Genomic DNA, 23,391 nt, shown 5'->3' with positions numbered 1-23,391 from the left:
GCCTGACGCAGCGGGAACTGACACGGAGCTGGAATCGTCTGGCGTCGTATAACAAGGACGTCCTTCACGGATGAGCGCCGCTATTCTCCCTCAAGCATCTGGTATTGCTTATAAATTTTCGAATCTTGTGCGACAGAACGCCTGACTGGGTTCCCTCCGGCTGCGTCTGGGGGAGCTGATGGCCCGATCCCAATAGCCCTGCCATCCCAAAGAGTATGCCGCACGCCCTCGGGCCGCTGTGACCGCGTACGCGCCAGGAAATGCGCCAAGAAAAGAGCGGCGGAAGGCGGCTGTGCCTTCTCCTTGAGTCCCCTTCTGATTCCACGATTCGAGGGCGCCAAAGCCTGTTCAAGCGAGGGCGTTGTCCGTCGCTCCTTAACTGGGGAATTTTGATGGCAATTGGAACCGTCTCTAAAACGCTAGTAAAAACAGGGTGTTACAAGGGCGCCGTGATCACATCTGCGTGTTATTTGTGCAACACCCGTCGGAAAACGCGCTTCATAGGCCCGCTTCGGAGCGTTCTGTTGTTGTGTGTGCAAGGACGTTCGGTAATTGTGACTGAGCGACGGAGGGGGGCATCCCGAGGTCGTCCCGTTTTAGGTGGTTCGCTTAAGTCCCTCGCGTTCAGCGGGTGTGTCCGAAGGCGCGAAGCGGCTAAGCGGTGAGTTTAAGGGACAAGGGAACCAACCTTAGGGTGTCGTCACCCAGCGGATCCGGAACCTTCCCTATAGAGCAAACTTGGAGGTTTAACATGAAGTTGGTTAAGAGCCTTTTGCTCGGTTCAGCGGCGGGTCTGATCGCCGTTGGCGGAGCGCAGGCAGCCGATCTCCCCGTGAAGGCCAAGGCGGTCGAATACGTGAAGATCTGCTCCCTGTACGGTGCCGGATTCTACTACATCCCGGGCACTGACACCTGCATCAAGCTGGGTGGTTACCTGCGCGCCGAAGTCGCGCTGGGCACCAACTCGGACTACAGCGGCGGTCTCAACGTTTCGAGCCAGGGCGCCAACGGTGCTCGTAACCGTCTGACGAACTACTACACCGCCCGCGCTCGTGAAGACCTCAACATCGACACGCGCACCGCCACCGAATACGGCGTTGTCCGTACCTTCTTCGACGGCGTGTTCTCGTGGACGACCGGCAACTACGTCGGCACCGGCAGCGGCTTCGGCGCGACCCAGTACAGCGGCACCCTCGGCCTGAACGCGGCCGGCACCGGTCTGGTGGGCTCCGGCTCCGGTTCGGTGAACGGCACCGACGGCAACACCTCGGCTGGTTCGCTCGGCGTGTACTACGCCTTCATCCAGTTTGCTGGCTTCACCATGGGTAAGGCCGTGTCGCAGTTCGACGCGCCCTGGACCAACTATCCCGGCAACAACTTCGACAGCCTCGTCGGCGGCAGCGGCACGGTCACTGGTATCAACCAGTTCTCCTACACTGCTGACTTCGGTCAGGGCGTGACGGCGGCGTTCTCTGCGGAAGATCCGACCCAGTACCTGCAGGCTGGTAACCTGAACATGAGCGGCGCCACGGCTGCCGGTCTTCTCTCCGGTGGTATCGGTACTGGTAACATCGGTGGTTCGCGTTCTCCGAACCTCGTTGGTATGGTGCGTGTCGACCAGGCCTGGGGCCTCTTCCAGGCGTCGGTGGCTGCGCATGACAACCACGTCGGTTACTATGGCGCGAGCGAAGTCACTGGCCACCCCGACGACAAGTGGGGTTGGGCGGTTCAGCTCGCTCTGTCGATCAAGAACATCCCGACTGGTGCGGGTGACGTGATCAACATCCAGGGCGTCTACACCGACGGCGCGACCCGCTACAACTTCCAGAACCTGGCGGGCAGCACCTACGCGATGTACGGCAGCTCGAACCTCGCGGGCGCGTACGGCAGCGTTGGCTTCGCCACTGCTCCGGACACCGTGTTCATCACGGGCAGCCAGCAGGAGACGGTCAAGACCTGGGGCTTCCGTGGTGCGTATACCCATAACTGGGATCCGTACTGGAACACCGCGATCTACGGCGCTTACGCTCAGGCGCAGTTCGGTACGCTCGCCAAGACCACGCTTTGCGGCGTTGGTGGTGCGGGTGGCCTGCTCGGCGGTCTCGCTGGCGTGACGGGTTGTAACCCGGACTTCGCCATCGGCCAGGTGGGTATCATCACCCGCTGGACCCCGGTCAAGAACCTGACGTTCTCGGCGGACCTCTCCTGGACTCACCTCGACCAGAAGAACAGCGGCACGGTTACCACGGCGGCGACGAACATCATCCCCGCCAAGCCGGCCGCGACCTACGAGCTCAAGGATCAGGACACGCTCGTTCTGCTCCTCCGCGCTCAGCGCAACTGGTAAGTTCGGTCTAACGACCTGACAGAGAGCCCCGGCGGGAAACCGCCGGGGTTTTTCTTTTTGCGAACGGGCTTGCGACCCGGCAATGTCAGCCGAGCCGGCGCCCCGCTTCCGTAACCGGTCGCTCGCTCCGGCTCAGGTCGCGGCCCCTCCGCGCTGTCTGCTTAACCCGAAACGGACCCTTGATCTGGATCAACCCGGAGGAGTGCCGCTCCGTTTCTGTACGCCTCACCATCGGTCAAAGACCCCACTATCGAAAAGCGCATATCAAGCGAAGCAACACTTCGCGCGGTGTGAGGCAACACAGGCCGCTGATGCACGGGCCCGGGGGGCGGGATGAATCTGGCTGATACGAGATCGTTGTCTGGCTCCGGACAATCGTTCGAAGATCCAGCAGGTGAGGGGATGCTTTACGTGCCGGGCGGCACGTTTCGCATGGGCTCGGATCGGCATTATCCGGAGGAAGCGCCGGCCTGGGGTGACGGGCAATTCCCCGGCGGCAGGCAAATGGCAAACACCTGGCAGGGCAATTTCCCGCACCAGAATCTTGCGGCTGATGGCTTCGAGCGCACTTCGCCCGTCACCGCATTTCCGGCCAACGGTTACGGCCTGCACGACATGATCGGCAATGTCTGGGAATGGACGGCCGATTGGTATTCGCAGAAGCACGAAGCCGACGCCTCGAAAGTCTGCTGCATCCCGCAAAATCCTCGCGGCGGGCCCGAGGGCGCGAGCTACGACTCTTGTCAGCCAAACCTCAGGATTCCGCGCAAGGTGCTCAAAGGCGGCTCGCATTTTTGCGCTCCCAACTACTGCCGCCGCTATCGTCCGGCCGCGCGTCATGCCGAGCCGATCGACACCTCTGGTGATGCACCTGAAGCCGAGATGGCTTGCTAGGAAGAGGATCACATCATGAGTACAGATAGGATTCCGGAAAAGCCTGAGATGAGCACGGGACCAATCGGTGGAGGATTGAAACGCCGCGATCTCTTGTTGAGTGGTAGTTCTCTCGTCGCCGCTTCGGCGCTCTCGGCCGTCGGATTGACGAGCCCGGCGCAAGCGCAACAGCAACCGGCTGCGGCCGGACGACGGCCGAACATCGTCGTCATTATGGGTGACGATGTCGGCTGGTTCAACATCGGCGCCTACCATCGGGGAATCATGTCGGGGAAGACGCCGAACCTCGACAAGCTGGCATCTGAAGGCATGATGTTCACGGACTATTACGCCGAAGCCAGCTGTACGGCGGGCCGGGCGAACTTCATCACCGGCGAGCTGCCGATCCGCACCGGGCTGACGACCGTGGGCCAGGCCGGTGCCGACGTCGGCATCCCGGCACAGGCTGCGACGCTCGCCACCGCCTTGAAGGAACAAGGCTACGCCACCGGGCAGTTCGGCAAAAACCACCTCGGTGACCTCAACAAGTATCTCCCGACCTTGCACGGCTTCGATGAGTTCTTCGGATATCTGTACCACCTCGACGCGATGTCGGACCCGTACTGGTACTCGTTCCCCGTCGACGAGAAATACTACAACACCTACGGCCCGCGCAGCGTGATCCACAGCTTTGCTACCGACACGGAGGATCCGACCGAGATGCCGCGTTGGGGTAAAGTCGGCAAGCAGAGGATCGTCGATGAAGGCCCTTTGCCGCCATTCCCGGATATGTCGAACGTGCAGAACATGCACGACCTGCCGTTCCTGAAGCCAAAGTACGACATGACGACCTTCGACGAAGTGTTGGTCAAGGCTTCCACCGACTTCATGAGCAAGGCCAAGAGGGACGGCAAGCCGTTCTTCGTCTGGCACAATACCACGCGCATGCACGTCTGGACGTTTCTCTCCAAGAAGTACAGCTCGATGCAGAATAGCCAGACGAACTATGGTCTCGAGGAAGCCGGCATGACGCAGATGGATGACAGCATCGGCGCACTGATGAAGCATCTCGACGACATCGGCGAGGCCAACAACACCATCCTGATCTTCACGACCGACAACGGCGCGGAGGTATTCACATGGCCGGATGGTGGCATGACGCCATTCAAGAACACCAAGGGTACCGTCGGGGAAGGTGGCTTCCGCGTACCGTGCATCATCCGGTGGCCAGGCCAGATCAAGCCGGGCACGGTCGAGAACGGAATCTTCTCCGGCCTCGATTGGTTCCCCACCCTGATGGCCGCGGCGGGCAACCCTGATATCACCAATCAGTTGCTGAAGGGCGTGAAGCTCGGCGACCGGACCTACAAGAATCATCTCGATGGCTACAACCAGATGGATCTCCTTACTGGTAAGGGACCATCCAAACGCCATGAGGTTTTCTACTTCGGCGGCCCGCACCTGGGCGCGGTTCGCTTGGATGACATGAAGTTCACGTTCTTCGCGCAGCCGTACGGCTGGCCCGGCGAAAAGGTCACCACGGACATGCCCACCCTGACCAATATTCGCCAGGATCCATTCGAGAGGTTGCCGATCATGCGTGGCGAGTCGCTGAACACCGGGTCCCCTGGCTATTTTAACGAGTTCTTCGCCCGTGAGTTCTGGCGCTTCGTCCTGGTGCAGCAGGTTGTCGGGAAGCTCGCGTTGACGGCGGTCGACTATCCGCCGATGCAGGATCCGGCTTCCTTCAACCTCGATGCCGTCAAGAAGAAGATCGACGAGATGATCAAGCACCGCGAAGGTCAGTAGCCAGTCGCAACGCTGGAAGCCGTCAAGGAGCGGATAGAGAAGGCCATGCAGTCGCACGCTGGCAAGTAGGATATGCGGCGACGGGCGCCCCAAGCCCGGGAGTGACGCGAGCTGCCGGTTCTGACCCGCGACATCGGCAGCTCTCGGCGCGCTCCGGGATTGGGATGGCTCGCCTGAGGGGCGGGTCAGACCTTGAGAATAGTCCTCGAAGGCCCAAGCCGACGACGGCGCATGTCTGGCGCTCGCCACCGTGCTCCCGGCAGCGAATCGAGAGTAGGGCCGTCTCTATTCCACGCTGCCGGCGCCGCGGCGCAGATCGGCCTCGATCTGCAGCCGCGTACCGCCGCCGAACCGGGCGCGGTAGACCTGAAGGTTTTCCATGATCCGCTGCACGTAATTGCGTGTCTCGGAGAAGGGGATCAGCTCGACCCAGTCGACCGCATCGACCTTGGGGTCGCGCGGATCGCCGTAGCGGTCGATCCATTTCTTCACGCTGCCGCGGCCGGCATTGTAGGCGGCAAAGGTCATGATGTAGGAGCCGCGATAATCCTCGAGCAGCCCGCCGAGCTCGGCCGAACCGAGCGTGGCGTTGTAGACCGAATCGTTCTTCAGCCGTCCGAGATCGTAAGTCGCGCCGTGCCGCTTGCAGACATAGCGCGCCGCGTCCGGCGTCACCTGCATCAGGCCATAGGCCTGCGCCGGCGAGACCACTGACGGATTGAACGCGCTTTCCTGCCGCGCGATCGCGTAGACGATGCTGCGCTCGACGTCGGGGCCGATCGGCGTGAATTGCGGAATGCCGTTGACGGGATAGGCGTAGAAGTCGAACGGCAGGCCGCGGTTGAGCGCGGCCTTGCCGAGCAGCAGCATGCCGCGCGCATCGCTGTGGCGCTGGGTGAGCTCGCCAAGGCCGGCGAGCGCCTCGGGATCGCCGTTCTCCCCCATGTCAGCCAGCAGCGGTATCGCCATCTCGCGCTCGTCGAGCTCGTAGAGCAGCTGCGCGGCGCGCACGATCTCAAGCCGTTCGGCGCCGCGGCCGCGCGGCTGGCTGTTGAGCTCGATCTGCGGCAGGCCGAGTTTTGCGCGCGCGAGCTGGCCGTAATAGCTCGTGGATTGCTCTGCTGCCCGCGCGTAGGCGTTGCGCGCCTCCTGCTGGCGGCCGGCGGCTTCCGCGGCGCGGCCCTGCCAATAGCCGGCGCGCGCCAGCGTGGTCGGGTTGACGCTGCCGACGCCGATGCGGGCGAAATGCTGCGCGGCGGTCGTGGGGTCGTTGAGGAAGCGCAGCGCGATCCAGCCTGCGGTGAATTCCTGCTCGGTCTTGTAGATGTCGCGCGAGGGCAGCGCCGCATCGCGCGCGATCAGATAGGCGCTGCGGAATTCCTCGGTGTCGATCATCTTGCGCGCCAGGAGGCGCCGCTCGATCCACCATTCGTCGAGATTGTAGAGCCGGTTCGGATCCTTCGGCGCCGACAGCATCAGCTGGGCGGCCTCAGTGAACTTCTCCTCGCGGCGCAGAAGCTGGATCTTGCTGAAGAGGAAGCCGGGATCATTGTGCAGCTCGCGCGGCACCGCCTCGAGCAATGCGCGCGCGTTCGGCGCCTTCTTGACCGAGGCGATGCGGGCCTTGGCCAGCGCGACATAGCCGGCGCCGAGGCGTTTTGCGGCGCGCAGCGCGGCCTCGTTCTCGCTGCCGTAGAGCAGGGTGTCCATCCGCGCCTTCTGGTCGCCCGGCGTCAGCAGGGCGCCGAACTGGTCGAGCGCGTTGTTCTCGGTGTCCTCCGACATCGGATCGCTGCGCCAGGCCTCGCGCACCAGCCGCTCGGCATTGGCGCGGTCGCCGCGTGCCAGCATCGCCTTGGCGAGCGTGAAGCGGCCCTTGGCGGACACCGGGGACTCGTTCTCGAACCAGGACCACGCGACGGAATCGTCGCGCCTGTCGTCCCACATTGCAGCCTCGAGGCGGCGGCGCAGGAAGGTCTGGGACGGCCAGCTCGGATTGGCCGAGAGGAAGGCGCGGTAGCGCTCGACGGTCGCGCCATTGTCCTCGCTGCGCAGGATGACCCATTCCGCAAGCTTGCGTGCGACGGGATCCGAGATCGAGGCTGCATAATTGGTGGCATCGCCCGGCTTGCGCTTGCGCACGAGCTCGATGACGTTCTCCAGCGTGTCCTTGTCGGCTTGCGACGTCGACGAGGTCGCAGCGACCGCGGCCGGCGTGACCGGCTTGCGCGGCGCGGCGTGCTGGCGGGTTGCCGGCGCCAGCACGGGAGCTGCGATGGGTTTTGCGGGTGCCGGGGCGGTCGGCCTGACGGTGGCCGTCACGGCCGGGGCGGGTGCGGTCTTGGGCGGCGAGCTGTTGGCGGTCGGCTGTGATTTTGGCGCGGGGGCTGCGGCCGCTGGCTTCGGCTTGTCCTTCCCGGAGTCCTTGCTTGCGGTCTTGCCGGCATCCTTGCCGGCATCCTTGGCCGGCTTCTTCGCTGCGTCCTTGGCCGGAGCGTCAGCCGCCCCCTTGCTCGAGCCCTTCGCTGCGTCCTTGCCGGTTCCCTTGGATCCGTCCTTCGCTGATCCCTTCGCGGTGTCCTTGGCAGCCGGCTTCGCGGGTTCCTTGGTCCCATCCGCGGGCGTCTCATTGGACTTGGCGAGGGCGACGCAGCCGACCGACAGCCCTGCAATCAGGCTCACGACCAGACCGGCGGATCGCCAGGCGGCACGAGGAAAGGAGGTCACGGCGTTTGTCGCCCCGAATCAGTGAAGTGGCTCAAGATCTAGCTGAATCTGATTGAATATGCGGACAAAATACCAACAGGCGCTTACTTCCGGCGGGTTTGCACCACCACCGCGGCAAAATCGCGGCCTAAACGGTGCGTCCCGCGGCAGCGGCCCTTTTACCGGCGGGATAGACCCGATATGTATGGGGCTTGCTCTCAAGATTGCCGCGTACGGAGGAAGTCCATGGCAGCCAAGACGAAATTCCGGGGGTCGTTCACCGCCTTGGTCACGCCGTTCAAGAACGGCTCGCTGGACGAGGCGGCGTTCCGCTCCCTGGTGAACTGGCAGATCTCGGAGGGCACCAATGGCCTGGTCCCGGTCGGCACCACCGGCGAGAGCCCGACGCTGAGCCATGACGAGCACAAGAAGGTCGTCGAGTGGTGCATCGCTGAAGCCAAGGGCCGTGTGCCCGTCATCGCGGGCGCCGGCTCCAATTCGACCAAGGAGGCGATCGAGCTGTCGCAGCATGCCGAGAAGGCGGGCGCGGACGCCGTGCTGATCGTGACGCCCTATTACAACAAGCCGACCCAGGAAGGGATGTATCAGCACTTCAAGGCGATCAACGATGCGATCGGGATTCCGATCATCATCTACAACATCCCGCCGCGCTCGGTGATCGACATGTCGGTCGACACCATGAAGCGGCTGTGGGAGCTGAAGAACATCGCCGGCGTGAAGGACGCCACCGCCAGCATGGTGCGCGTGTCGCAGCAGCGCGCGGCGCTGGGCGAGGATTTCAACCAGCTCTCCGGCGAGGACGCCACCATCATCGGCTACATGGCCCATGGCGGCCATGGCTGCATCTCGGTGACCTCGAACGTTGCGCCGCGCCTGTGCTCGGAGTTCCACGCCGCCTGGCAGAAGGGCGATCATGCCACCGCCTTGAGGTTGCACGACAAGCTGATGCCGCTGCACAACAACCTCTTCATCGAGAGCAATCCGGCGCCGATCAAGTATGCGATGTCGCTGCTCGGCAAGCTCGACGAGACGCTGCGGCTGCCGATGGTGCCGGTCTCCGAGCCGACGCGCGTTGCGGTGCGCAGCGCCATGGTGCATGCCGGCCTGATCAACTGATGCGATAGGCTTTCGGGGAGCTTGTCATGGGGGTCGACGAAAGGGGCATGCGGATGCTCAAGGAGTTCCGCGAGTTCGCCATGAAGGGCAACGTCGTCGACCTCGCGGTCGGCGTCATCATCGGCGCGGCCTTCGGCGCCATCGTCACGTCGCTGGTCGGCGACGTCATCATGCCGCTCATCGGCGCCGCGACCGGCGGCCTCGACTTCTCGAACTACTTCATCCCCTTGTCGAAGGCGGTCACAGCCACCAACTTAGCGGATGCGAAAAAGCAAGGCGCAGTGCTTGCGTACGGTAGCTTCCTCACGCTGACGATCAACTTCATCATCATCGCCTTCGTGCTGTTCCTGGTGATCCGGGCCATGAACACGCTGAAGCGCAAGGAGGAGGCGGCGCCCGCGGAGCCGCCGAAGCCGTCGGCGGAGGTCGTGCTGCTCACCGAGATCCGCGATCTCCTCAAGAAGTGACGCGCGCACTTCATCCAAACTGTTAGCATCGCTGCGTATCTCGATCAGGTTTGTCCGTCAGGTTTGTAGGTCATGGCCGATAAGAACGAACGTCCGATCAAGGTCATGGCGGAAAACCGCAAGGCCCGCTTCAACTACGCGATCGAGGACACGATCGAGGCGGGGATTGCGCTGACCGGCACCGAGGTCAAGTCGATCCGCAACGGCAAGAGCACGATCGCGGAATCCTACGCCGATTCCAAGAACGGCGAGATCTGGCTGATCAACGCCACCATTCCCGAATATCTCCAGGGCAACCGCTTCAATCACGAGCCGAAGCGGCCGCGCAAGCTGCTGCTGCATCGCCGGCAGATCAACAAGCTGATGGGCGCGGTCGACCGCGAGGGCATGACGCTGATCCCGCTCAAGCTCTATTTCAACGAGCGCGGACGCGCCAAATTGCAGCTCGCGGTTGCCAAGGGCAAGAAGCTGCACGACAAGCGCGAGAGCGAGAAGAAGCGCGACTGGAGCCGGGAGAAGGGCCGGCTGATGCGGGCAAGGGGGTAGTGCGATGAACCAGCGGAACCTGCTCGAGGTCGACTGGAGCCAGATTCCGGCACCCGCCGAGGACGGCGCTGCCGCGCATCTGACCGGCATGACGCTGCCCCCGGTCGGCCTGCTCGCGACCGACGACCGGTCGGTGACGCTGTCGACGCTCCCTGGCCGGACCGTGGTGTTCGCCTATCCGCGGACCGGCGAGCCGGGCAAGATCGCGCTGGTGGACGATTGGGACATGATCCCGGGTGCGCGCGGCTGCACGCCGCAGACTTGCGCATTCCGCGATCTGTTCGCCGAGCTGAAGGCGGCCGGCGCCGCCCACGTGTTCGGCCTCTCGACCCAGAGCAATGCCTACCAGACCGAGATGGCCTCGCGCCTGCATCTGCCATTCCCCGTGCTGTCGGACGAGAAGCTGGCGCTGACGCGCGCGCTGAACTTGCCGACCATGGAGGTTGCGGGCCTGACGCTGATCAAGCGCCTCGCCTTGATTATCGACGATGCCAGCATCACGCATGTGTTCTATCCGGTGTTTCCGCCCGACCGGAATGCCGGCGACGTCCTGGACTGGCTCAAGGCCAATCCAGCCAAGGGCTGACCCGGGCAAGGCCTAGTCGAGGTCGGCCTTGATCCTCGCGAACACCGACCGGAACATGTCGGCGGTCAGCACGCCGGTGTTCGTGTTGTAGCGCGAGCAATGATAGCTGTCGTAGAGCTTGAACGGGCCGGCCTGATGGACCGCGCCATGGCCGAAGGGCGCCTGCGAGGCCTTCAGCTTCAGCGGCTTGAGCACGCTGTCGTGCGCAATCCGCCCGAGCGCGACGATCGCGCGCAGCTTCGGCATGGTCTCGAGATTCGCGACGAGGAACTGGCGGCAGGTGTTGATCTCGACCGGCAGCGGCTTGTTCTGCGGCGGCACGCAATGCACCGCATTGGCGATGCGGCAGTCGACCAGCCTCAAGCCGTCATCGAGGCGTGCCTGGTAGGCCCCCTCGGCAAAGCCGTATTCGAGCAGCGTGGCGTAGAGCAGGTCGCCGGCATAGTCGCCGGTGAACGGACGGCCGGTGCGGTTGGCGCCCTGCATGCCCGGCGCCAGGCCGACGATCAGGAGGCGTGCCGTGATGTCGCCGAAGGGCGGGACCGGGGCGTTGTGCCACGACGGCTCACGCGCGCGGTTCGCCTCGCGAAAGGCAACCAGGCGCGGGCAGAGCGGACAGTCACGATCGGGGACGAGGGTGGGGGGCTGGCGGCTTGACCGTACCGCCTCACTCCTCGAAGTCGTCATCGCCCCTCGGCGCCATGGTGGTCGCGCGCTGGAGGAATTGCGGGGCGTGGTGGCGTCCCTCACCACGCTCGCCGCGGTCGCGCGGGGCGGGGCGTTCGGACGGGTCGCGGCCGAGCTTGGACTGCAGCTCGACGAGGTCGGTGAAGACGTCGGCCTGGCGGCGCAGCTCGTCGGCGATCATCGGCGGCTGGCTGGCGATGGTGGAGACCACGGTGACCCGCACGCCGCGGCGCTGGACGGCCTCGACCAGGGAGCGGAAGTCGCCGTCACCGGAGAACAGCACCATCTGGTCGATGTGCTCGGCGAGCTCCATGGCATCGACGGCGAGCTCGATGTCCATGTTGCCCTTGACCTTGCGGCGGCCGGAGGCGTCGATGAATTCCTTGGTCGCCTTGGTGACGACGGTGTAGCCGTTGTAGTCGAGCCAGTCGATCAGCGGGCGGATCGAGGAGTATTCCTGATCCTCGATGATGGCGGTGTAGTAGAACGCCCGGAGCAGCGTCCCGCGGCTCTGAAACTCCTTCAGCAGGCGCTTGTAGTCGATGTCGAAGCCCAGGGTTTTCGCCGTCGCGTAGAGATTGGCCCCGTCGATGAAGAGCGCGATCTTGTTGGTAGGAGAAGGTGACATTCAGTTTGCTCGCGTAGTGTGTCGTGATTGATCGTTTATTGTTGGCGCGGCGGCAGCCAGTCGCGCAGTCCCAAGGTGGCGCCTAAACCCGTCGAATCCGCAAATCCGGAGAAGTCGGGGCAATCAAGGTATAGTTATGGCGGACTCTCATATGCCCGGCGCCGCCCTCACTGGCAGCCCGGGAAATCACCCATCCCAGCCCTAATGTGGGGGTATCAGAGCCATTTGGCGAGGCCAAATCACAAATTGGCCTTGCGAAATCGCCTTGGCCCCTATAACTAGCCCCAATCATCCACATATTTCGTCCCACCCACAACGGAGCGACAGTCCATGGCTCGCGTCACCGTAGAAGATTGTATCGACAAGGTCGACAACCGGTTTGACCTGGTCCTGCTGGCCGCCCACCGCGCCCGCATGATTTCGTCAGGTTCACAACTAACGGTTGATCGCGATAACGACAAGAACCCTGTTGTGTCTTTGCGCGAAATTGCCGACACGACCATCTCGCCGGAGGACCTCCGCGAGGAGCTGGTGCACTCGCTCCAGAAGTTCGTCGAGGTCGACGAGCCCGAGCCGGACACGGTGCCGCTGATCGGTTCCGCCGGCGCCAGCGTCGATGCTGACGATACCGAAGTTGCCGTTGAGCGCATGACCGAAGAGGAGCTCCTGAAGGGCCTCGAAGGCCTCGCGCCGCCGGAAGAGCAGCCCGAGGAGGACGAGTAATCGTCCCGTCGCAATCGTCGACTTCTTGTGATCATATCAAAGGCCCGAACCGTTGTTCGGGCCTTTGCTTTTGTTGGCGTTTTCGTGGTTACCATAGTGTTGTCGGTTGGCGCCGCGCACCTGTCACCGAATTGATCGGACGCGCGCGCGATCGGAGCTAAGATGTATACAACGGGCAGCCTCACGGCCCGTTTGAAGGCAGGACGGCATGGTATATCGGCGCCGGAGATCAACGCAGATGCAGGCCGCAACCGAATCGGTTGCCATGGCCCCGACTGCGCCGGTGGTGCGCCCGGCAAAGCCGCGCGCGCGCATGATGCGTCAATATGACCTCGTCGAGCGCGTCAGGTCCTACAATCCCAACACCAACGAAGATCTGCTGAACCGCGCCTATGTCTACGCCATGAAGGCGCACGGCTCGCAGACGCGGGCCTCGGGCGATCCGTATTTCTCGCACCCGCTCGAAGTGGCGGCGATTCTCACCGACCTCAAGCTCGACGACGCCACCATCGTGGCCGCGCTGCTGCACGACACCATCGAGGACACCGAGGCGACGCGGGCCGAGATCGACCAGATCTTCGGGTCCGAGATCGGCGCGCTGGTCGAGGGGCTGACCAAGCTGAAGCGGCTGGAGCTGGTCTCGCGCGAGGCCAAGCAGGCCGAGAACCTGCGCAAATTGTTGCTGGCGATTGCCGACGATGTCCGCGTGCTGCTGGTCAAGCTCGCCGACCGCCTGCACAACATGCGCACGCTGGAATTCGTGCCGACGGAATCGCGAAGGCGCATCGCCGAGGAGACGCTCGACATCTATGCGCCGCTGGCGGGGCGCATGGGCATGCAGGAAATGCGCGAAGAGCTGGAGGATCTGTCCTTCCGCACCCTCGACCCCGAGGCCTATTCGGTGGTGATGCAGCGGCTCGATGCGCTCGCCGAGCGCAACCGCAACCTGATCGGCGAGATCGAGGACCAGCTCTCCAACAATCTGCGCCACCGGGGCCTGGGCGCACGGGTCTATGGCCGCCGCAAGAAGCCGTTCTCGATCTGGACCAAGATGGAGCGCAAGTCGGTCGGCTTCGAGCAATTGTCGGATATCTTCGGCTTTCGCGTCGTCGTGAACGACGTCGAGGCGTGCTACCGCGCGCTCGGCATCGTTCACACCACCTGGCCGGTCGTGCCGGGGCGTTTCAAGGACTACATCTCGACGCCGAAGCAGAACGACTACCGCTCGATCCACACCACCGTGATCGGTCCGGGCAACCAGCGCGCCGAGCTCCAGATCCGCACCGAGGAGATGGATCAGATCGCCGAGCGCGGCATCGCCGCGCACGTGTTCTACAAGGAAGACGCGGGCTCGCCGACCGAGTACCTCAAGCGCGAATCCAACGCGTTTGCCTGGCTGCGCCACACCGTCGGCATCCTGTCGGAGAGCGCCAACCCCGAGGAATTCCTCGAGCACACCAAGCTCGAGCTGTTCCACGACCAGGTGTTCTGCTTCACCCCGAAGGGCAAGCTGATCGCGCTGCCGCGCCATGCCAACGTGATCGACTTCGCCTATGCCGTACACACCGATGTCGGCAACAGCGCCGTGGGCTGCAAGATCAACGGCAAGTTCTCGCCGCTGTCCTCGGAGCTGCAGAACGGCGATGAGGTCGAGGTGCTGACCTCCGAGGCGCAATCGGCGCCGCCATCGGCCTGGGAAACGCTCGCGGTCACCGGCAAGGCGCGCGCCGCGATCCGCCGCGCCACGCGTACCGCCGTGCGCGATCAATATGTCGGCCTCGGCCGGCGCATCGTCGAGCGCCTGTTCGAACGCGCCAAGATCGAATATGCCGACGACAAGCTCAAGGGCGCGCTGCCGCGGCTTGCACGCACCTCGATCGAGGACGTCATGGCGGCTGTCGGGCGCGGCGAGATCAAGGCCTCCCACGTCGCGCGCGCAATGTATCCCGACTACAAGGAGGAGCGCGTCGCCCGCTACGGCATCAAGAAGGGCCTCGCCGCCAAGCTCAAGGAGAAGCCGTCCGAGGCGCCGCGCAGCCCGGTCGCGATCCCGATCCGCGGCATCAATTCCGACCTGCCGGTGAAGTTCGCGCCGAATGGCGGCGCGGTGCCCGGCGACCGCATCGTCGGCATCGTCACCCCGGGCGAGGGCATCACGATCTACCCGATCCAGGCGCCGGCCCTGAAGGATTTCGAGGAGGAGCCGGAGCGCTGGCTGGATGTGCGCTGGGACATCGAGGACACCGCGCCGCAGCGCTTCCCGGCCCGCATCAAGGTCGAGAACGTCAACGAGCCCGGTGCGCTGGCGCAGATCGCGACCGTGATCGCCGAGCACGACGGCAACATCGACAACATCAGCATGCAGCGCCGTTCACCGGATTTCACCGAGACGACGATCGACCTCGAAGTCTACGATCTGAAGCACCTGAGCGCGATCCTGGCCCAGTTGCGCGCCAAGGCGGTCGTCGCTCGCGTCGAACGTGTTAATGGATAGACGCATCTCGCATGCGTCCGTCTCTCTGATTTCGTGAGTCCTGAAATGCCCGCAACTCCGCTCCGCCTCGGCGTCAATATCGATCACGTTGCAACCGTGCGTAACGCGCGCGGAGGTCGCCATCCCGATCCGGTGCGCGCCGCGCTGCTGGCGATCGAGGCCGGTGCCGACGGCATCACGGCTCACTTGCGCGAGGATCGCCGGCACATCCGCGACGAGGACATGGCGCGGCTGAAGGCGGAGATCTCCAGGCCGCTGAATTTCGAGATGGCGGCGACCGACGACATGATGCGGATCTCGCTGGCCACCAAGCCGCACGCGGTGTGCCTGGTGCCGGAGCGGCGCCAGGAGGTGACGACCGAAGGCGGGTTGGACGTGGTCGGGCAGCACAATGCGCTCGCGCCCTACATCGCGCGGCTGAGCGATGCCGGCATCCGCGTCTCGCTGTTCATCGCAGCGGACCCTGCGCAGATCGAGATGGCGGCGCGGCTGCGCGCGCCCGTGATCGAGATCCATACCGGCGCCTGGTGCGATGCCGTCGTCGACGGCCATACCGGCAAGGCCGCGGCCGAATGGCAGCGGATCGTGGCGGGGGCGAAGCTGGCGAAGGCCGCGGGGCTGGAGGTTCATGCTGGCCACGGGCTCGACTATGCGACGGCGGAGACGATCGCGGCGCTGCCGGAGATCATGGAGCTCAACATCGGTTACTACATGATCGGCGAAGCGCTGTTCGTGGGCCTTGCAGAGACGGTGCGCAACATGCGCGCGGCGATGGACCGCGGCCGGAGCCGGGCATGATCATCGGCATCGGCTCCGACCTGATCGACATCACCCGCGTGGCCAAGGTGATCGAGCGCCATGGCGAGCGTTTCCTCGACCGCATCTTCACCACGGCCGAGCGGGCCAAGGCGGAGCGGCGGGCCAAGAACGAGAGGATGGTGGTGGCGACCTATGCCAAGCGCTTCGCCGCCAAGGAGGCCTGCTCCAAGGCGCTCGGCACCGGCATCAGGCGGGGCGTCTGGTGGCGCGACATGGGGGTGGTCAACCTGCCGGGGGGACGGCCGACCATGCAGCTCACCGGCGGCGCTCTGGCCCGGCTCCAGGCCCTGACGCCCGAGGGGTTCGAGCCGCGGATCGACCTGTCGATCACCGATGACTGGCCGCTCGCGCAGGCCTTCGTCATCATTTCCGCCGTCCCGCTGGCCAAGCCCTGACCGTTCAGTGGTCGTTTTATAATTCTTATTAAGAATCAATATCTTATGCAGTTTTGATGCGATCCTTGATTGCGTGGCTCCCGACAACCGTCTAAAAGTCCGCCGACGCAAATCAGGCTGGGCGAATTCGGCTTTACGCCGGAATTGGCCCTCACTATCAGAATCAGGACAATCTCCTTGCGCCGCGAAGCGATGGGCTGTTCGCGGGAGGAGGGCGCTCTGTGACCGCCGGCCGGAATTGAGAGAGCAATGAGCGTGACTTCGGGAACGAAAACTGAGAGCGGCGTCGGCGAAACGATCCGGGTCGTGATCCATGCTCTCCTGATCGCGCTCGTGATCCGCACCTTCCTGTTCCAGCCGTTCAACATTCCCTCGGGGTCGATGAAGGCGACGCTGCTGGTCGGCGACTATCTCTTCGTCTCGAAATATTCCTACGGCTATAGCCACTACTCGATCCCGTTCTCGCCGCCGCTGTTCTCGGGGCGGGTCTGGGGCTCGGACCCGAACCGCGGCGACATCGTCGTGTTCCGCCTGCCCAAGGACGACTCCACCGACTACATCAAGCGCGTGATCGGCCTTCCCGGCGACCGCGTCCAGATGCGGGACGGGCTGCTCTACATCAACGACACCCCGGTCGAGCGGCAGCGCATGAGCGAGTATGTCGGCGAGGACCCCTGCGGCGCCGAAAGCGGCGCGATTTCGCGGGTGAAGCGCTGGAAGGAGACGCTGCCCAACGGCGTGTCCTACGAGACGCTGGATTGCGCCGACAACGGCTACATGGACAACACCAACGTCTACACCGTGCCGGCCGGCCATTTCTTCATGATGGGCGACAACCGCGACAACTCGACCGACAGCCGCTTCCTCGGCCAGGTCGGCTACGTGCCGCAGGAGAATCTGATCGGTCGCGCCCAGATGATCTTCTTCTCGATCGCCGAAGGCGAACATGCCTGGATGTTCTGGCGCTGGCCGTGGGCGGTGCGCTGGAACCGCTTCTTCAAAATCGTCCGATGAAAGACGAAGCCAAGGACATCACGACCCAACCGATCGACGCGCAAGCCGCCCCTGACGGCGAAGCTGCCGCCAAGACGCTTGCGACCAAGTCGCCTGAAACCAAGACTCCCGAATCCAAGACGCCAGCGAAGAAAAAGCGGGCGCGCAGCAGCAAGGCCAAGGCGGCGGACGCCAACGCCGCGCTCGAGGCGCGTATCGGCCACGGCTTCACTGACCCGAATCTGCTGATGCAGGCGATCACGCATGTCTCGGCGCTGAAGTCCGGGCGCAAGCGCGGCGACAGCTATCAGCGGCTCGAATTCCTCGGCGACCACGTGCTCGGTCTGGTCGTCTCCGACATGCTCTATCACGCCTTCCCCAATGCCGATGAGGGCGAGCTGTCCAAGCGGCTCGCCGAGCTCGTGCGCAAGGAAAGCTGCGCGGACGTGGCCAAGTCGCTCGGCCTGCTCGACGACATCAAGCTCGGTTCGGTCGGCTCCAGTGCCGATGCCCGGCTGCGCAAATCCATCCTCGGTGACATCTGCGAGGCCGTGATCGGCGCCATCTTCCTGGACGGCGGCCATGCGGCGGCGGCCGAATTCGTCAGGCGCAACTGGACCGAGCGCATGCACAAGCCGCGGCGTCCGTTGCGCGATCCCAAGACCGTGCTGCAGGAATGGGCGCAGGGGAAGGGGCTGCCGACCCCGGTCTACCGCGAGGTCGAGCGCACCGGCCCGCATCACGATCCGCAATTCCGCGTCGCCGTCGACCTGCCGGGCCTCGCGCCGGCCGAAGGCGTTGGCGGCAGCAAGCGCGCAGCAGAGAAGGTGGCGGCCTCGGTGATGATCGAACGTGAAGGCGTTGGCGGCGGCAATGACGGCTGAAGCAAGCGGCGAGGCGCCTGCCGCGACGCGCTGCGGCTTCGTCGCGCTGATCGGCGCGCCCAATGTCGGCAAGTCCACGCTGGTCAACGCGCTGGTCGGGGCCAAGGTCACGATCGTCTCGCGCAAGGTGCAGACCACGCGCGCGCTGATCCGCGGCATCGTGATCGAGAACAACGCGCAAATCATCCTGGTCGACACGCCCGGAATCTTCTCGCCCAAGCGCCGTCTCGACCGCGCCATGGTCTCGACCGCCTGGAGCGGGGCGCATGATGCCGATCTCGTCTGCGTGCTGCTCGATGCCAAGACCGGGATCGATGAGGAGGCCGAAGCGATCCTCGCCAAGGCCGCCAGCGTCAATCACGACAAGATCCTCGTCATTAACAAGGTCGACCTGGTCCAGCGCGAGAAGCTGCTGGCGCTGGCGCAGGCCGCCAACGAGCGCATGAAGTTCGCGAGGACCTTCATGATCGCGGCGATTTCGGGCGACGGCGTCGACGACATCCGCACGACGCTCGCCGAGATGGTGCCGCCGGGCCCGTTCCTCTATCCCGAGGACCAGATGTCGGACGCGCCGATGCGGCAGCTGGCGGCCGAGATCACCCGCGAGAAGATCTATCAGAAGCTGCACCAGGAATTGCCCTACCAGTCCACGGTCGAGACCGACAAATGGGAGGAGCGCAAGGATCATTCGGTGCGGATCGAGCAGACGATCTACGTCGAGCGCGAAAGCCAGCGCAAGATCGTGCTCGGCAAGGGCGGCGCCACCATCAAGTCGATCGGCGCCGACTCGCGGAAAGAGCTGATGCAGATCCTGGATGTGCCGGTGCATCTGTTCCTGTTCGTCAAGGTGCGCGAGAACTGGGGTGACGATCCCGATCGCTACCGCGAGATGGGCCTGGACTTCCCCAAAGAATAACCAAGAAAAGATCGGCATTCGATGAGCGTACCCGCCAACGTCCAGCGCTTCGAAGCGCTGCTCTATGCATCGTTGATGCTGGATGCCGTCTCGGTTGCCGTGCAGGACCGCACGCCCAATGCCGAGATGACCGACCAGATGATCATGACGGCGACCTTGCTCGCCGGCGGCATGATCCTGCTGCTGGTCTATTTCGTCTGGCTGGCCGCGCGTTGGCGCAAGAACTGGCCGCGCTGGGTGCTGGCGGCAGCGCTCGTGCTGTCGGTGATTTCGCTCGGCCAGATCATCGGCGAGAAGGGCATGGAGCTCGACAGCGCCATCGAGATCGTGTCCTGCGTGCTGACGACGATGGGCCTGTATTTCTCCTTCACCGGCGACGCGCAAGGCTGGTTCAACGCGTAACGTCTCGCGCGATGCCGTAGGGTGGGTAAAGGCGCGCTCTTGCGCGCCGTGCCCACCGCAATCAATTGATGTCGGGCGGATCAAAATTGGTGGGCACGCTTCGCTTTGCCCACCCTACGATAGCTCGAATTGCGCTAGACTTCCTGCCATGGAATGGACCGACGAAGGCATCGTGCTGGGCGTGCGGCGGCATGGCGAGTCTAGCGCCATCGTCGAGCTCCTGACGCGCGCGCATGGCCGGCATCTCGGCCTCGTCCGCGGCGGCGCCGGCTCGCGGATGCGGCCGCTGCTGCAGCCCGGCAACAGCGTCAGCGCGGTGTGGCGGGCACGGCTCGACGAGCATCTCGGCACCTACGCCATCGAAGGGCTGAAGCTGCGCGCCGCGACGCTGCTGGGATCGTCCCACGGGGTTTACGGCGTCACCCATCTCGCCTCGATCGCGCGGCTCTTGCCCGAGCGCGACCCGCATGAGGAGATCTTTGCGCTGCTCGAACATTCGCTCGATGATTTCGACGACATCGGCAGCGCGGCCGTGCATCTCATTCACTTCGAGCTGGCGATGCTCGCCGAACTCGGCTTCGGGCTGGCGCTGGAAAACTGCGCGGTGACCGGCGAGACCACGGACCTGATCTACGTCTCGCCCAAATCCGGCGGGGCGGTATCTCGCGGAGCGGGCGAGCCGTGGCGCGACCGGCTGTTGCGGCTGCCGCCGTTCCTGCGGCACGGCGAAACCGCAAGCGAACTCACCGAGCAGGATCTCCAGGATGGCTTCCGGCTGACCGGCCTGTTCCTGCTGCGCCACGTGCTGGAGCCGCGCGGGCAGGGCCATTCCGATGCGCGGGCCGGCTTCATCAATGCGCTGATGCGGCAGCAGGCGAGGGCGGCGATTTCGGGCCCATGAGGGAACCGCGGCTCTGCCCTGCCTGAGGGCATGGAGTTCCCCGGAACGAAATCGGCGTGGTCGCGTTGGCGGCCAGGGTTCCACAACGGGGACAGCCTAAATGTTGATCAGAGGATTTGCGCTATCGGCGGCGCTGCTTGCTTTTGCGCCGGACGCGATGGCTGGCGAGCCGCAACCCGGCCTGTTTCGCCGCGCCTCCTGCACGGTCGTGCGGTACTATGTGGCGAAATACTCCGCGGCGGCCGCAGAGACATGGGCGCGCTCCCACGGCGCGACGGAGGCCGAGATCGAGACGGCCCGCCGTTGCCTGACCAACACCCCGGCACAGGCAAAGAATCAGACCGTGACCGCCGGGTGGGCCGGGCAGTAGCACGCCCATCGGGAACCGATTGATCCTGAACCGGGCTGCACGGGACAACGTCGCGAGATCCGCTCGTCGTTTCATCTCTCGGAGAGGATGGAGCTTGCTTGGGCGTGCCCGTCGTCCGAGAGCGGGAATGATGTGACTCCCAGGGTTTGCGAGGGGCGCTCCCCGAACATCATCGAATAATACTGCGAGAAGCGCCCGAGCTCGTAGAAGCCCTGCTGCATCGCGACCGCCGCCACGGTGGTCGAACCCGGCCTGCTCTCCCGCAGGATGGAGTGAATGGTGCACAGGCGCTTGTGGCGCAGGAAGGTGACGGGGCCGAGCCCGAACACCTCTTGAAAGGCGCGATGCAGAGTGCGTCGCGACACCGTGAACGCGGCGCATATTTCCGAAACATGCACCGGGCGCGTGCCGGCCTGGTCAAGATACTCCTCGACTCTGCGGATCAGCCGCCTCGCTGAAGGAAGTCTGCCGGCGTCGTCGGGCGGCAGCGACGACATCACGTTGGCAGCCATGCATTCGACGATCGATCGTTTCCAGAAATCGGCTGTCGACGGCGTCAGGCCGTCCTTGTGAGTGGCCAGATGGGACATGATCCGGACCAGGCGACGCGAGGCCATTGCACCGGTCGCGAGGTCCGCCCGGAAGTGACCGCGCTTGCGCCATGTGTCGGGATCGCTCAGACGCGCCTCTCCGCCGAACAGCGACGCCACCTCATCGAGATCGAAGCGCATGGCCGCGTAAGCGGACGCGCCGTGGAAGACGCCGTCATGCTCGAGCAGCGGCGGAATCACGAGCACGTCGTTGAGCTGCATGTCGAAGGACCAATGGGCAACGCGCCGCTCGGCCGCCAGCAGCATCCCGATGATGAGCTTGTCGTCGCTGGAAACGCGCTGCGTGCGCATTCCGATGTTGAAGGCGCCGATGCTGAGCGAGAAATCGCCGATGCCGACATGGGACAGTGTCCCGCGTAGCCGCCCGCGTCCGAGCTGCATGACGTCGACGTGAGAGCCGTGCACGGCCTGGTGTAGACCCTCGAAACCGTCGAGCTTCCGCGAATCAACCAGAAGAGACTGCACCATGGTCGTACACTTGTCTTGAAGCGCGACATTTGTGCGGCAGGCGGCAATCGAAATACCACTACAACGCGAAGAGGTGCTGTGAATTGAGCTCGCGTTTTGAGGCGAATGATCGTCGAATTCGACGCGATGAATCCGGCAATGAGGCTGTCATTTGAGAGGATCTGCGACGCGGTGTCGCTCGATCCCGGCCATCACTGCGACCTGCTGGCACAATCTGCACATCACAGTCGCCCCATCTTCGGATACCATTTGCAACCTAAGCGATATGAATCGAAGGCGCGCTGCGGATCGCGGCAGCGCACTGCTGCATGCTCGGAACGCGTGCGCGCAAGAACGGGAGAGATGTTGACGCAACTCGCGATCTGCATCTCCGGCCCTCGGCGCTAGGAAGAGGGGGATCAGACAATGCGTCCAATGCGCCGGGCAATCTGCTGTCATCGGCGCCTGCCGAAGTCCGTATCATAGCACCGGTGGACTGCGCGTATCGGAGTTTCCATCATGCTGCGGGCCGACCTGGATCACTGCGAGTGGTTGCCGGATGATGTGAAGACCGGCGAGATGGTCTTCATTCCCGGCGGCACCTTTCGTATGGGATCCGATCACCACTATCCAGAGGAAGCGCCGAGCCATCGTGTCTGCGTCGACGGCTTCTGGATCGACCGCACGCCGGTGACCAATCGGCAGTTCAAGGAGTTCGTCAACGCCACCGGCCATGTGACGGAGGCGCAGGTCGTCCCCGATCCCAAGGACTATCCCGGTGCGCTCAGGGAGATGCTCTACGCCGGCTCGCTGGTGTTCTCGCCGCTGCCGCGCATCACGGATCTTGCCGACTGGAGCCAGTGGTGGTCCTTCATGCGCGGCGCCAATTGGCGCCATCCCTACGGCCCCGGCAGCAATATCAAACAGCTCGACGACCACCCGGTCGTCCACGTCTCCTACAATGACGCGGCCGCCTATGCGCGCTGGGCGGGCAAGGATTTGCCGACGGAAGCGGAGTGGGAGTTCGCTGCGCGCGGCGGGCTCGATGGCGAGGAGTTTGCCTGGGGTGATGCGCTGATGCCGGGCGGCAGGTACATGGCCAACATCTGGCAGGGAAGCTTTCCTGTCCAGAACCTCGGCGAGGATGGGTTCGAGCGTACCTCGCCGGTCATGGCCTTTCCGCCGAACGGCTACGGCCTCCACGACATGATCGGCAATGTCTGGGAGTGGACCTCGGACTGGTGGTCGTCCCGGCATGCGGCCGAAGCGGCGAAGCCCTGCTGCATTCCCAGCAATCCCCGCGGCGGCCGCGAGGAGGAAAGCCACGATCCGCGCCTGCCGGATATCAGGATTCCGCGAAAGGTGCTGAAGGGCGGCTCGCATCTCTGCGCGCCGAATTATTGCCGCCGGTATCGCCCCGCCGCGCGGCACGCCGAGCCTATCGATACTTCGACCAGCCATGTCGGATTCAGGTACGTGCTGCGATCGCCGCTTGGCATTCGGGAAGCGTAACGTGAGCGCGTCAGGTAACTGCCGCTAGACAGGCCCGGATCGGCGGCAGGCGCCCTGTGGATAACTCGCGCCGCGGCCCTGATGCAGGGCAGGGGGCGCATGTCGCAGCCCAGCCTGCTATATATCCGCCCGAATCGC

General features: G+C 64.2%; 22 protein-coding genes and 1 pseudogene. 19 read left to right on the top strand and 4 right to left on the bottom strand.

The window, feature by feature from the left end; genetic code table 11:
* Nucleotides 1-751 precede the first annotated feature (751 nt).
* The 3 genes and pseudogenes from ACVJ19_RS33110 to ACVJ19_RS33100 all read left to right on the top strand — a co-directional run bounded on the left by ACVJ19_RS33110 (nucleotide 752) and on the right by ACVJ19_RS33100 (nucleotide 5,029).
* Nucleotides 752-2,347, top strand: coding sequence for a porin (locus ACVJ19_RS33110; RefSeq protein WP_453953294.1), 1,596 nt, complete (start codon nucleotides 752-754; stop codon nucleotides 2,345-2,347).
* Between the two features lie 468 nt (nucleotides 2,348-2,815).
* Nucleotides 2,816-3,241 (top strand): annotated as a pseudogene (locus ACVJ19_RS33105) (formylglycine-generating enzyme family protein); the annotation flags it as partial.
* Between the two features lie 15 nt (nucleotides 3,242-3,256).
* Nucleotides 3,257-5,029 carry an arylsulfatase gene (locus ACVJ19_RS33100; protein ID WP_453953293.1) on the top strand — a complete coding sequence of 591 codons (1,773 nt, stop codon included), beginning with the start codon at nucleotides 3,257-3,259 and terminating at the stop codon, nucleotides 5,027-5,029.
* A 285-nt stretch (nucleotides 5,030-5,314) separates the two neighbouring features.
* Here the strand turns inward: ACVJ19_RS33100 and ACVJ19_RS33095 are convergent, their stop codons facing one another.
* Nucleotides 5,315-7,756, bottom strand: coding sequence for a lytic transglycosylase domain-containing protein (locus tag ACVJ19_RS33095; protein WP_453953292.1), 2,442 nt, complete (start codon nucleotides 7,754-7,756; stop codon nucleotides 5,315-5,317).
* A gap of 225 nt (nucleotides 7,757-7,981) precedes the next feature.
* On the opposite strand from ACVJ19_RS33095, the gene dapA reads away from it, so the two are divergent.
* From dapA to ACVJ19_RS33075, 4 genes are all read left to right on the top strand, one after another.
* A complete protein-coding gene (gene dapA / locus ACVJ19_RS33090; protein ID WP_211402249.1) occupies nucleotides 7,982-8,872 on the top strand; it encodes a 4-hydroxy-tetrahydrodipicolinate synthase in 891 nt (296 codons plus the stop codon).
* A gap of 26 nt (nucleotides 8,873-8,898) precedes the next feature.
* Nucleotides 8,899-9,339 carry a large conductance mechanosensitive channel protein MscL gene (gene mscL / locus ACVJ19_RS33085; protein ID WP_453953291.1) on the top strand — a complete coding sequence of 147 codons (441 nt, stop codon included), beginning with the start codon at nucleotides 8,899-8,901 and terminating at the stop codon, nucleotides 9,337-9,339.
* 72 nt (nucleotides 9,340-9,411) lie between these two features.
* Complete coding sequence (smpB, locus tag ACVJ19_RS33080; RefSeq protein WP_024341117.1) at nucleotides 9,412-9,885, top strand: SsrA-binding protein SmpB; 474 nt, start codon at nucleotides 9,412-9,414, stop codon at nucleotides 9,883-9,885.
* 4 nt (nucleotides 9,886-9,889) lie between these two features.
* On the top strand, nucleotides 9,890-10,471 hold the full coding sequence (locus ACVJ19_RS33075) for a peroxiredoxin (RefSeq protein WP_453953290.1): 582 nt from the start codon (nucleotides 9,890-9,892) through the stop codon (nucleotides 10,469-10,471).
* A 12-nt stretch (nucleotides 10,472-10,483) separates the two neighbouring features.
* On the opposite strand, the gene ACVJ19_RS33070 is transcribed toward ACVJ19_RS33075, so the two are convergent.
* The gene (locus ACVJ19_RS33070; RefSeq protein WP_456739481.1) at nucleotides 10,484-11,158 is read right to left on the bottom strand and encodes a uracil-DNA glycosylase; all 675 of its coding nucleotides are present in this window, start codon (nucleotides 11,156-11,158) and stop codon (nucleotides 10,484-10,486) included.
* Nucleotides 11,139-11,786, bottom strand: a complete 648-nt coding sequence (locus tag ACVJ19_RS33065; RefSeq protein WP_018644573.1) for a LabA-like NYN domain-containing protein — start codon at nucleotides 11,784-11,786, stop codon at nucleotides 11,139-11,141. Before ACVJ19_RS33065 ends, ACVJ19_RS33070 begins: the two co-directional genes overlap by 20 nt.
* 330 nt (nucleotides 11,787-12,116) lie before the next feature.
* On the opposite strand from ACVJ19_RS33065, the gene rpoZ reads away from it, so the two are divergent.
* The 10 genes from rpoZ (at nucleotide 12,117) to ACVJ19_RS33015 (ending at nucleotide 20,683) form a co-directional block, all read left to right on the top strand.
* Nucleotides 12,117-12,509, top strand: coding sequence for a DNA-directed RNA polymerase subunit omega (gene rpoZ / locus ACVJ19_RS33060; protein ID WP_008133017.1), 393 nt, complete (start codon nucleotides 12,117-12,119; stop codon nucleotides 12,507-12,509).
* A 208-nt stretch (nucleotides 12,510-12,717) separates the two neighbouring features.
* The gene (locus tag ACVJ19_RS33055) at nucleotides 12,718-15,003 is read left to right on the top strand and encodes a RelA/SpoT family protein (protein WP_453953289.1); all 2,286 of its coding nucleotides are present in this window, start codon (nucleotides 12,718-12,720) and stop codon (nucleotides 15,001-15,003) included.
* A 45-nt stretch (nucleotides 15,004-15,048) separates the two neighbouring features.
* On the top strand, nucleotides 15,049-15,801 hold the full coding sequence (locus ACVJ19_RS33050; protein WP_453953287.1) for a pyridoxine 5'-phosphate synthase: 753 nt from the start codon (nucleotides 15,049-15,051) through the stop codon (nucleotides 15,799-15,801).
* Entirely contained in the window at nucleotides 15,798-16,217 is a 420-nt protein-coding gene (acpS, locus tag ACVJ19_RS33045; protein WP_453953286.1) for a holo-ACP synthase, read from the top strand. Before ACVJ19_RS33050 ends, acpS begins: the two co-directional genes overlap by 4 nt.
* A 249-nt stretch (nucleotides 16,218-16,466) precedes the next feature.
* Entirely contained in the window at nucleotides 16,467-17,231 is a 765-nt protein-coding gene (lepB, locus tag ACVJ19_RS33040; RefSeq protein ID WP_212335875.1) for a signal peptidase I, read from the top strand.
* Entirely contained in the window at nucleotides 17,228-18,094 is an 867-nt protein-coding gene (gene rnc, locus ACVJ19_RS33035; protein ID WP_453953285.1) for a ribonuclease III, read from the top strand. Before lepB ends, rnc begins: the two co-directional genes overlap by 4 nt.
* Nucleotides 18,084-19,010 carry a GTPase Era gene (era, locus tag ACVJ19_RS33030; protein WP_453953284.1) on the top strand — a complete coding sequence of 309 codons (927 nt, stop codon included), beginning with the start codon at nucleotides 18,084-18,086 and terminating at the stop codon, nucleotides 19,008-19,010. Before rnc ends, era begins: the two co-directional genes overlap by 11 nt.
* A 21-nt stretch (nucleotides 19,011-19,031) precedes the next feature.
* The gene (locus ACVJ19_RS33025) at nucleotides 19,032-19,412 is read left to right on the top strand and encodes a hypothetical protein (protein ID WP_453953283.1); all 381 of its coding nucleotides are present in this window, start codon (nucleotides 19,032-19,034) and stop codon (nucleotides 19,410-19,412) included.
* Nucleotides 19,413-19,560: 148 nt separating this feature from the next.
* Complete coding sequence (gene recO, locus ACVJ19_RS33020; RefSeq protein WP_453953282.1) at nucleotides 19,561-20,313, top strand: DNA repair protein RecO; 753 nt, start codon at nucleotides 19,561-19,563, stop codon at nucleotides 20,311-20,313.
* Nucleotides 20,314-20,413: 100 nt separating this feature from the next.
* Nucleotides 20,414-20,683, top strand: a complete 270-nt coding sequence (locus tag ACVJ19_RS33015; protein WP_453953281.1) for a hypothetical protein — start codon at nucleotides 20,414-20,416, stop codon at nucleotides 20,681-20,683.
* A gap of 71 nt (nucleotides 20,684-20,754) precedes the next feature.
* Here ACVJ19_RS33015 and ACVJ19_RS33010 read toward each other — a convergent pair whose 3' ends face one another.
* A complete protein-coding gene (locus ACVJ19_RS33010) occupies nucleotides 20,755-21,762 on the bottom strand; it encodes a helix-turn-helix domain-containing protein (RefSeq protein ID WP_453953280.1) in 1,008 nt (335 codons plus the stop codon).
* Nucleotides 21,763-21,867: 105 nt separating this feature from the next.
* On the opposite strand from ACVJ19_RS33010, the gene ACVJ19_RS33005 reads away from it, so the two are divergent.
* Complete coding sequence (locus ACVJ19_RS33005; RefSeq protein WP_453953279.1) at nucleotides 21,868-22,149, top strand: hypothetical protein; 282 nt, start codon at nucleotides 21,868-21,870, stop codon at nucleotides 22,147-22,149.
* Nucleotides 22,150-22,260: 111 nt separating this feature from the next.
* A complete protein-coding gene (locus ACVJ19_RS33000) occupies nucleotides 22,261-23,253 on the top strand; it encodes a formylglycine-generating enzyme family protein (protein WP_453953277.1) in 993 nt (330 codons plus the stop codon).
* The last annotated feature ends 138 nt before the right edge of the window (nucleotides 23,254-23,391 follow it).

It is taken from the genome of Bradyrhizobium sp. USDA 376, from assembly GCF_054063675.1.
Note: the sequence above shows the minus strand (reverse complement) of the source record. Positions and strands in the feature narration are given on the sequence as shown.

Excerpts from the sequence above, each read along its gene's own strand:
- ACVJ19_RS33055 (WP_453953289.1), top strand. The coding sequence starts at position 12,718 with ATGGTATATCGGCGCCGGAGATCAACGCAGATGCAGGCCGCAACCGAA.
- ACVJ19_RS33005 (WP_453953279.1), top strand. The coding sequence starts at position 21,868 with ATGATCGTCGAATTCGACGCGATGAATCCGGCAATGAGGCTGTCATTT.
- ACVJ19_RS33110 (WP_453953294.1), top strand. The coding sequence starts at position 752 with ATGAAGTTGGTTAAGAGCCTTTTGCTCGGTTCAGCGGCGGGTCTGATC.
- ACVJ19_RS33065 (WP_018644573.1), bottom strand. The coding sequence starts at position 11,786 with ATGTCACCTTCTCCTACCAACAAGATCGCGCTCTTCATCGACGGGGCC.
- smpB (WP_024341117.1), top strand. The coding sequence starts at position 9,412 with ATGGCCGATAAGAACGAACGTCCGATCAAGGTCATGGCGGAAAACCGC.
- era (WP_453953284.1), top strand. The coding sequence starts at position 18,084 with ATGACGGCTGAAGCAAGCGGCGAGGCGCCTGCCGCGACGCGCTGCGGC.
- ACVJ19_RS33075 (WP_453953290.1), top strand. The coding sequence starts at position 9,890 with ATGAACCAGCGGAACCTGCTCGAGGTCGACTGGAGCCAGATTCCGGCA.
- acpS (WP_453953286.1), top strand. The coding sequence starts at position 15,798 with ATGATCATCGGCATCGGCTCCGACCTGATCGACATCACCCGCGTGGCC.
- ACVJ19_RS33010 (WP_453953280.1), bottom strand. The coding sequence starts at position 21,762 with ATGGTGCAGTCTCTTCTGGTTGATTCGCGGAAGCTCGACGGTTTCGAG.
- mscL (WP_453953291.1), top strand. The coding sequence starts at position 8,899 with ATGGGGGTCGACGAAAGGGGCATGCGGATGCTCAAGGAGTTCCGCGAG.
- ACVJ19_RS33100 (WP_453953293.1), top strand. The coding sequence starts at position 3,257 with ATGAGTACAGATAGGATTCCGGAAAAGCCTGAGATGAGCACGGGACCA.
- ACVJ19_RS33000 (WP_453953277.1), top strand. The coding sequence starts at position 22,261 with ATGCTGCGGGCCGACCTGGATCACTGCGAGTGGTTGCCGGATGATGTG.
- rnc (WP_453953285.1), top strand. The coding sequence starts at position 17,228 with ATGAAAGACGAAGCCAAGGACATCACGACCCAACCGATCGACGCGCAA.
- recO (WP_453953282.1), top strand. The coding sequence starts at position 19,561 with ATGGAATGGACCGACGAAGGCATCGTGCTGGGCGTGCGGCGGCATGGC.
- ACVJ19_RS33025 (WP_453953283.1), top strand. The coding sequence starts at position 19,032 with ATGAGCGTACCCGCCAACGTCCAGCGCTTCGAAGCGCTGCTCTATGCA.
- ACVJ19_RS33050 (WP_453953287.1), top strand. The coding sequence starts at position 15,049 with ATGCCCGCAACTCCGCTCCGCCTCGGCGTCAATATCGATCACGTTGCA.
- lepB (WP_212335875.1), top strand. The coding sequence starts at position 16,467 with ATGAGCGTGACTTCGGGAACGAAAACTGAGAGCGGCGTCGGCGAAACG.
- rpoZ (WP_008133017.1), top strand. The coding sequence starts at position 12,117 with ATGGCTCGCGTCACCGTAGAAGATTGTATCGACAAGGTCGACAACCGG.
- ACVJ19_RS33070 (WP_456739481.1), bottom strand. The coding sequence starts at position 11,158 with ATGACGACTTCGAGGAGTGAGGCGGTACGGTCAAGCCGCCAGCCCCCC.
- ACVJ19_RS33015 (WP_453953281.1), top strand. The coding sequence starts at position 20,414 with ATGTTGATCAGAGGATTTGCGCTATCGGCGGCGCTGCTTGCTTTTGCG.
- dapA (WP_211402249.1), top strand. The coding sequence starts at position 7,982 with ATGGCAGCCAAGACGAAATTCCGGGGGTCGTTCACCGCCTTGGTCACG.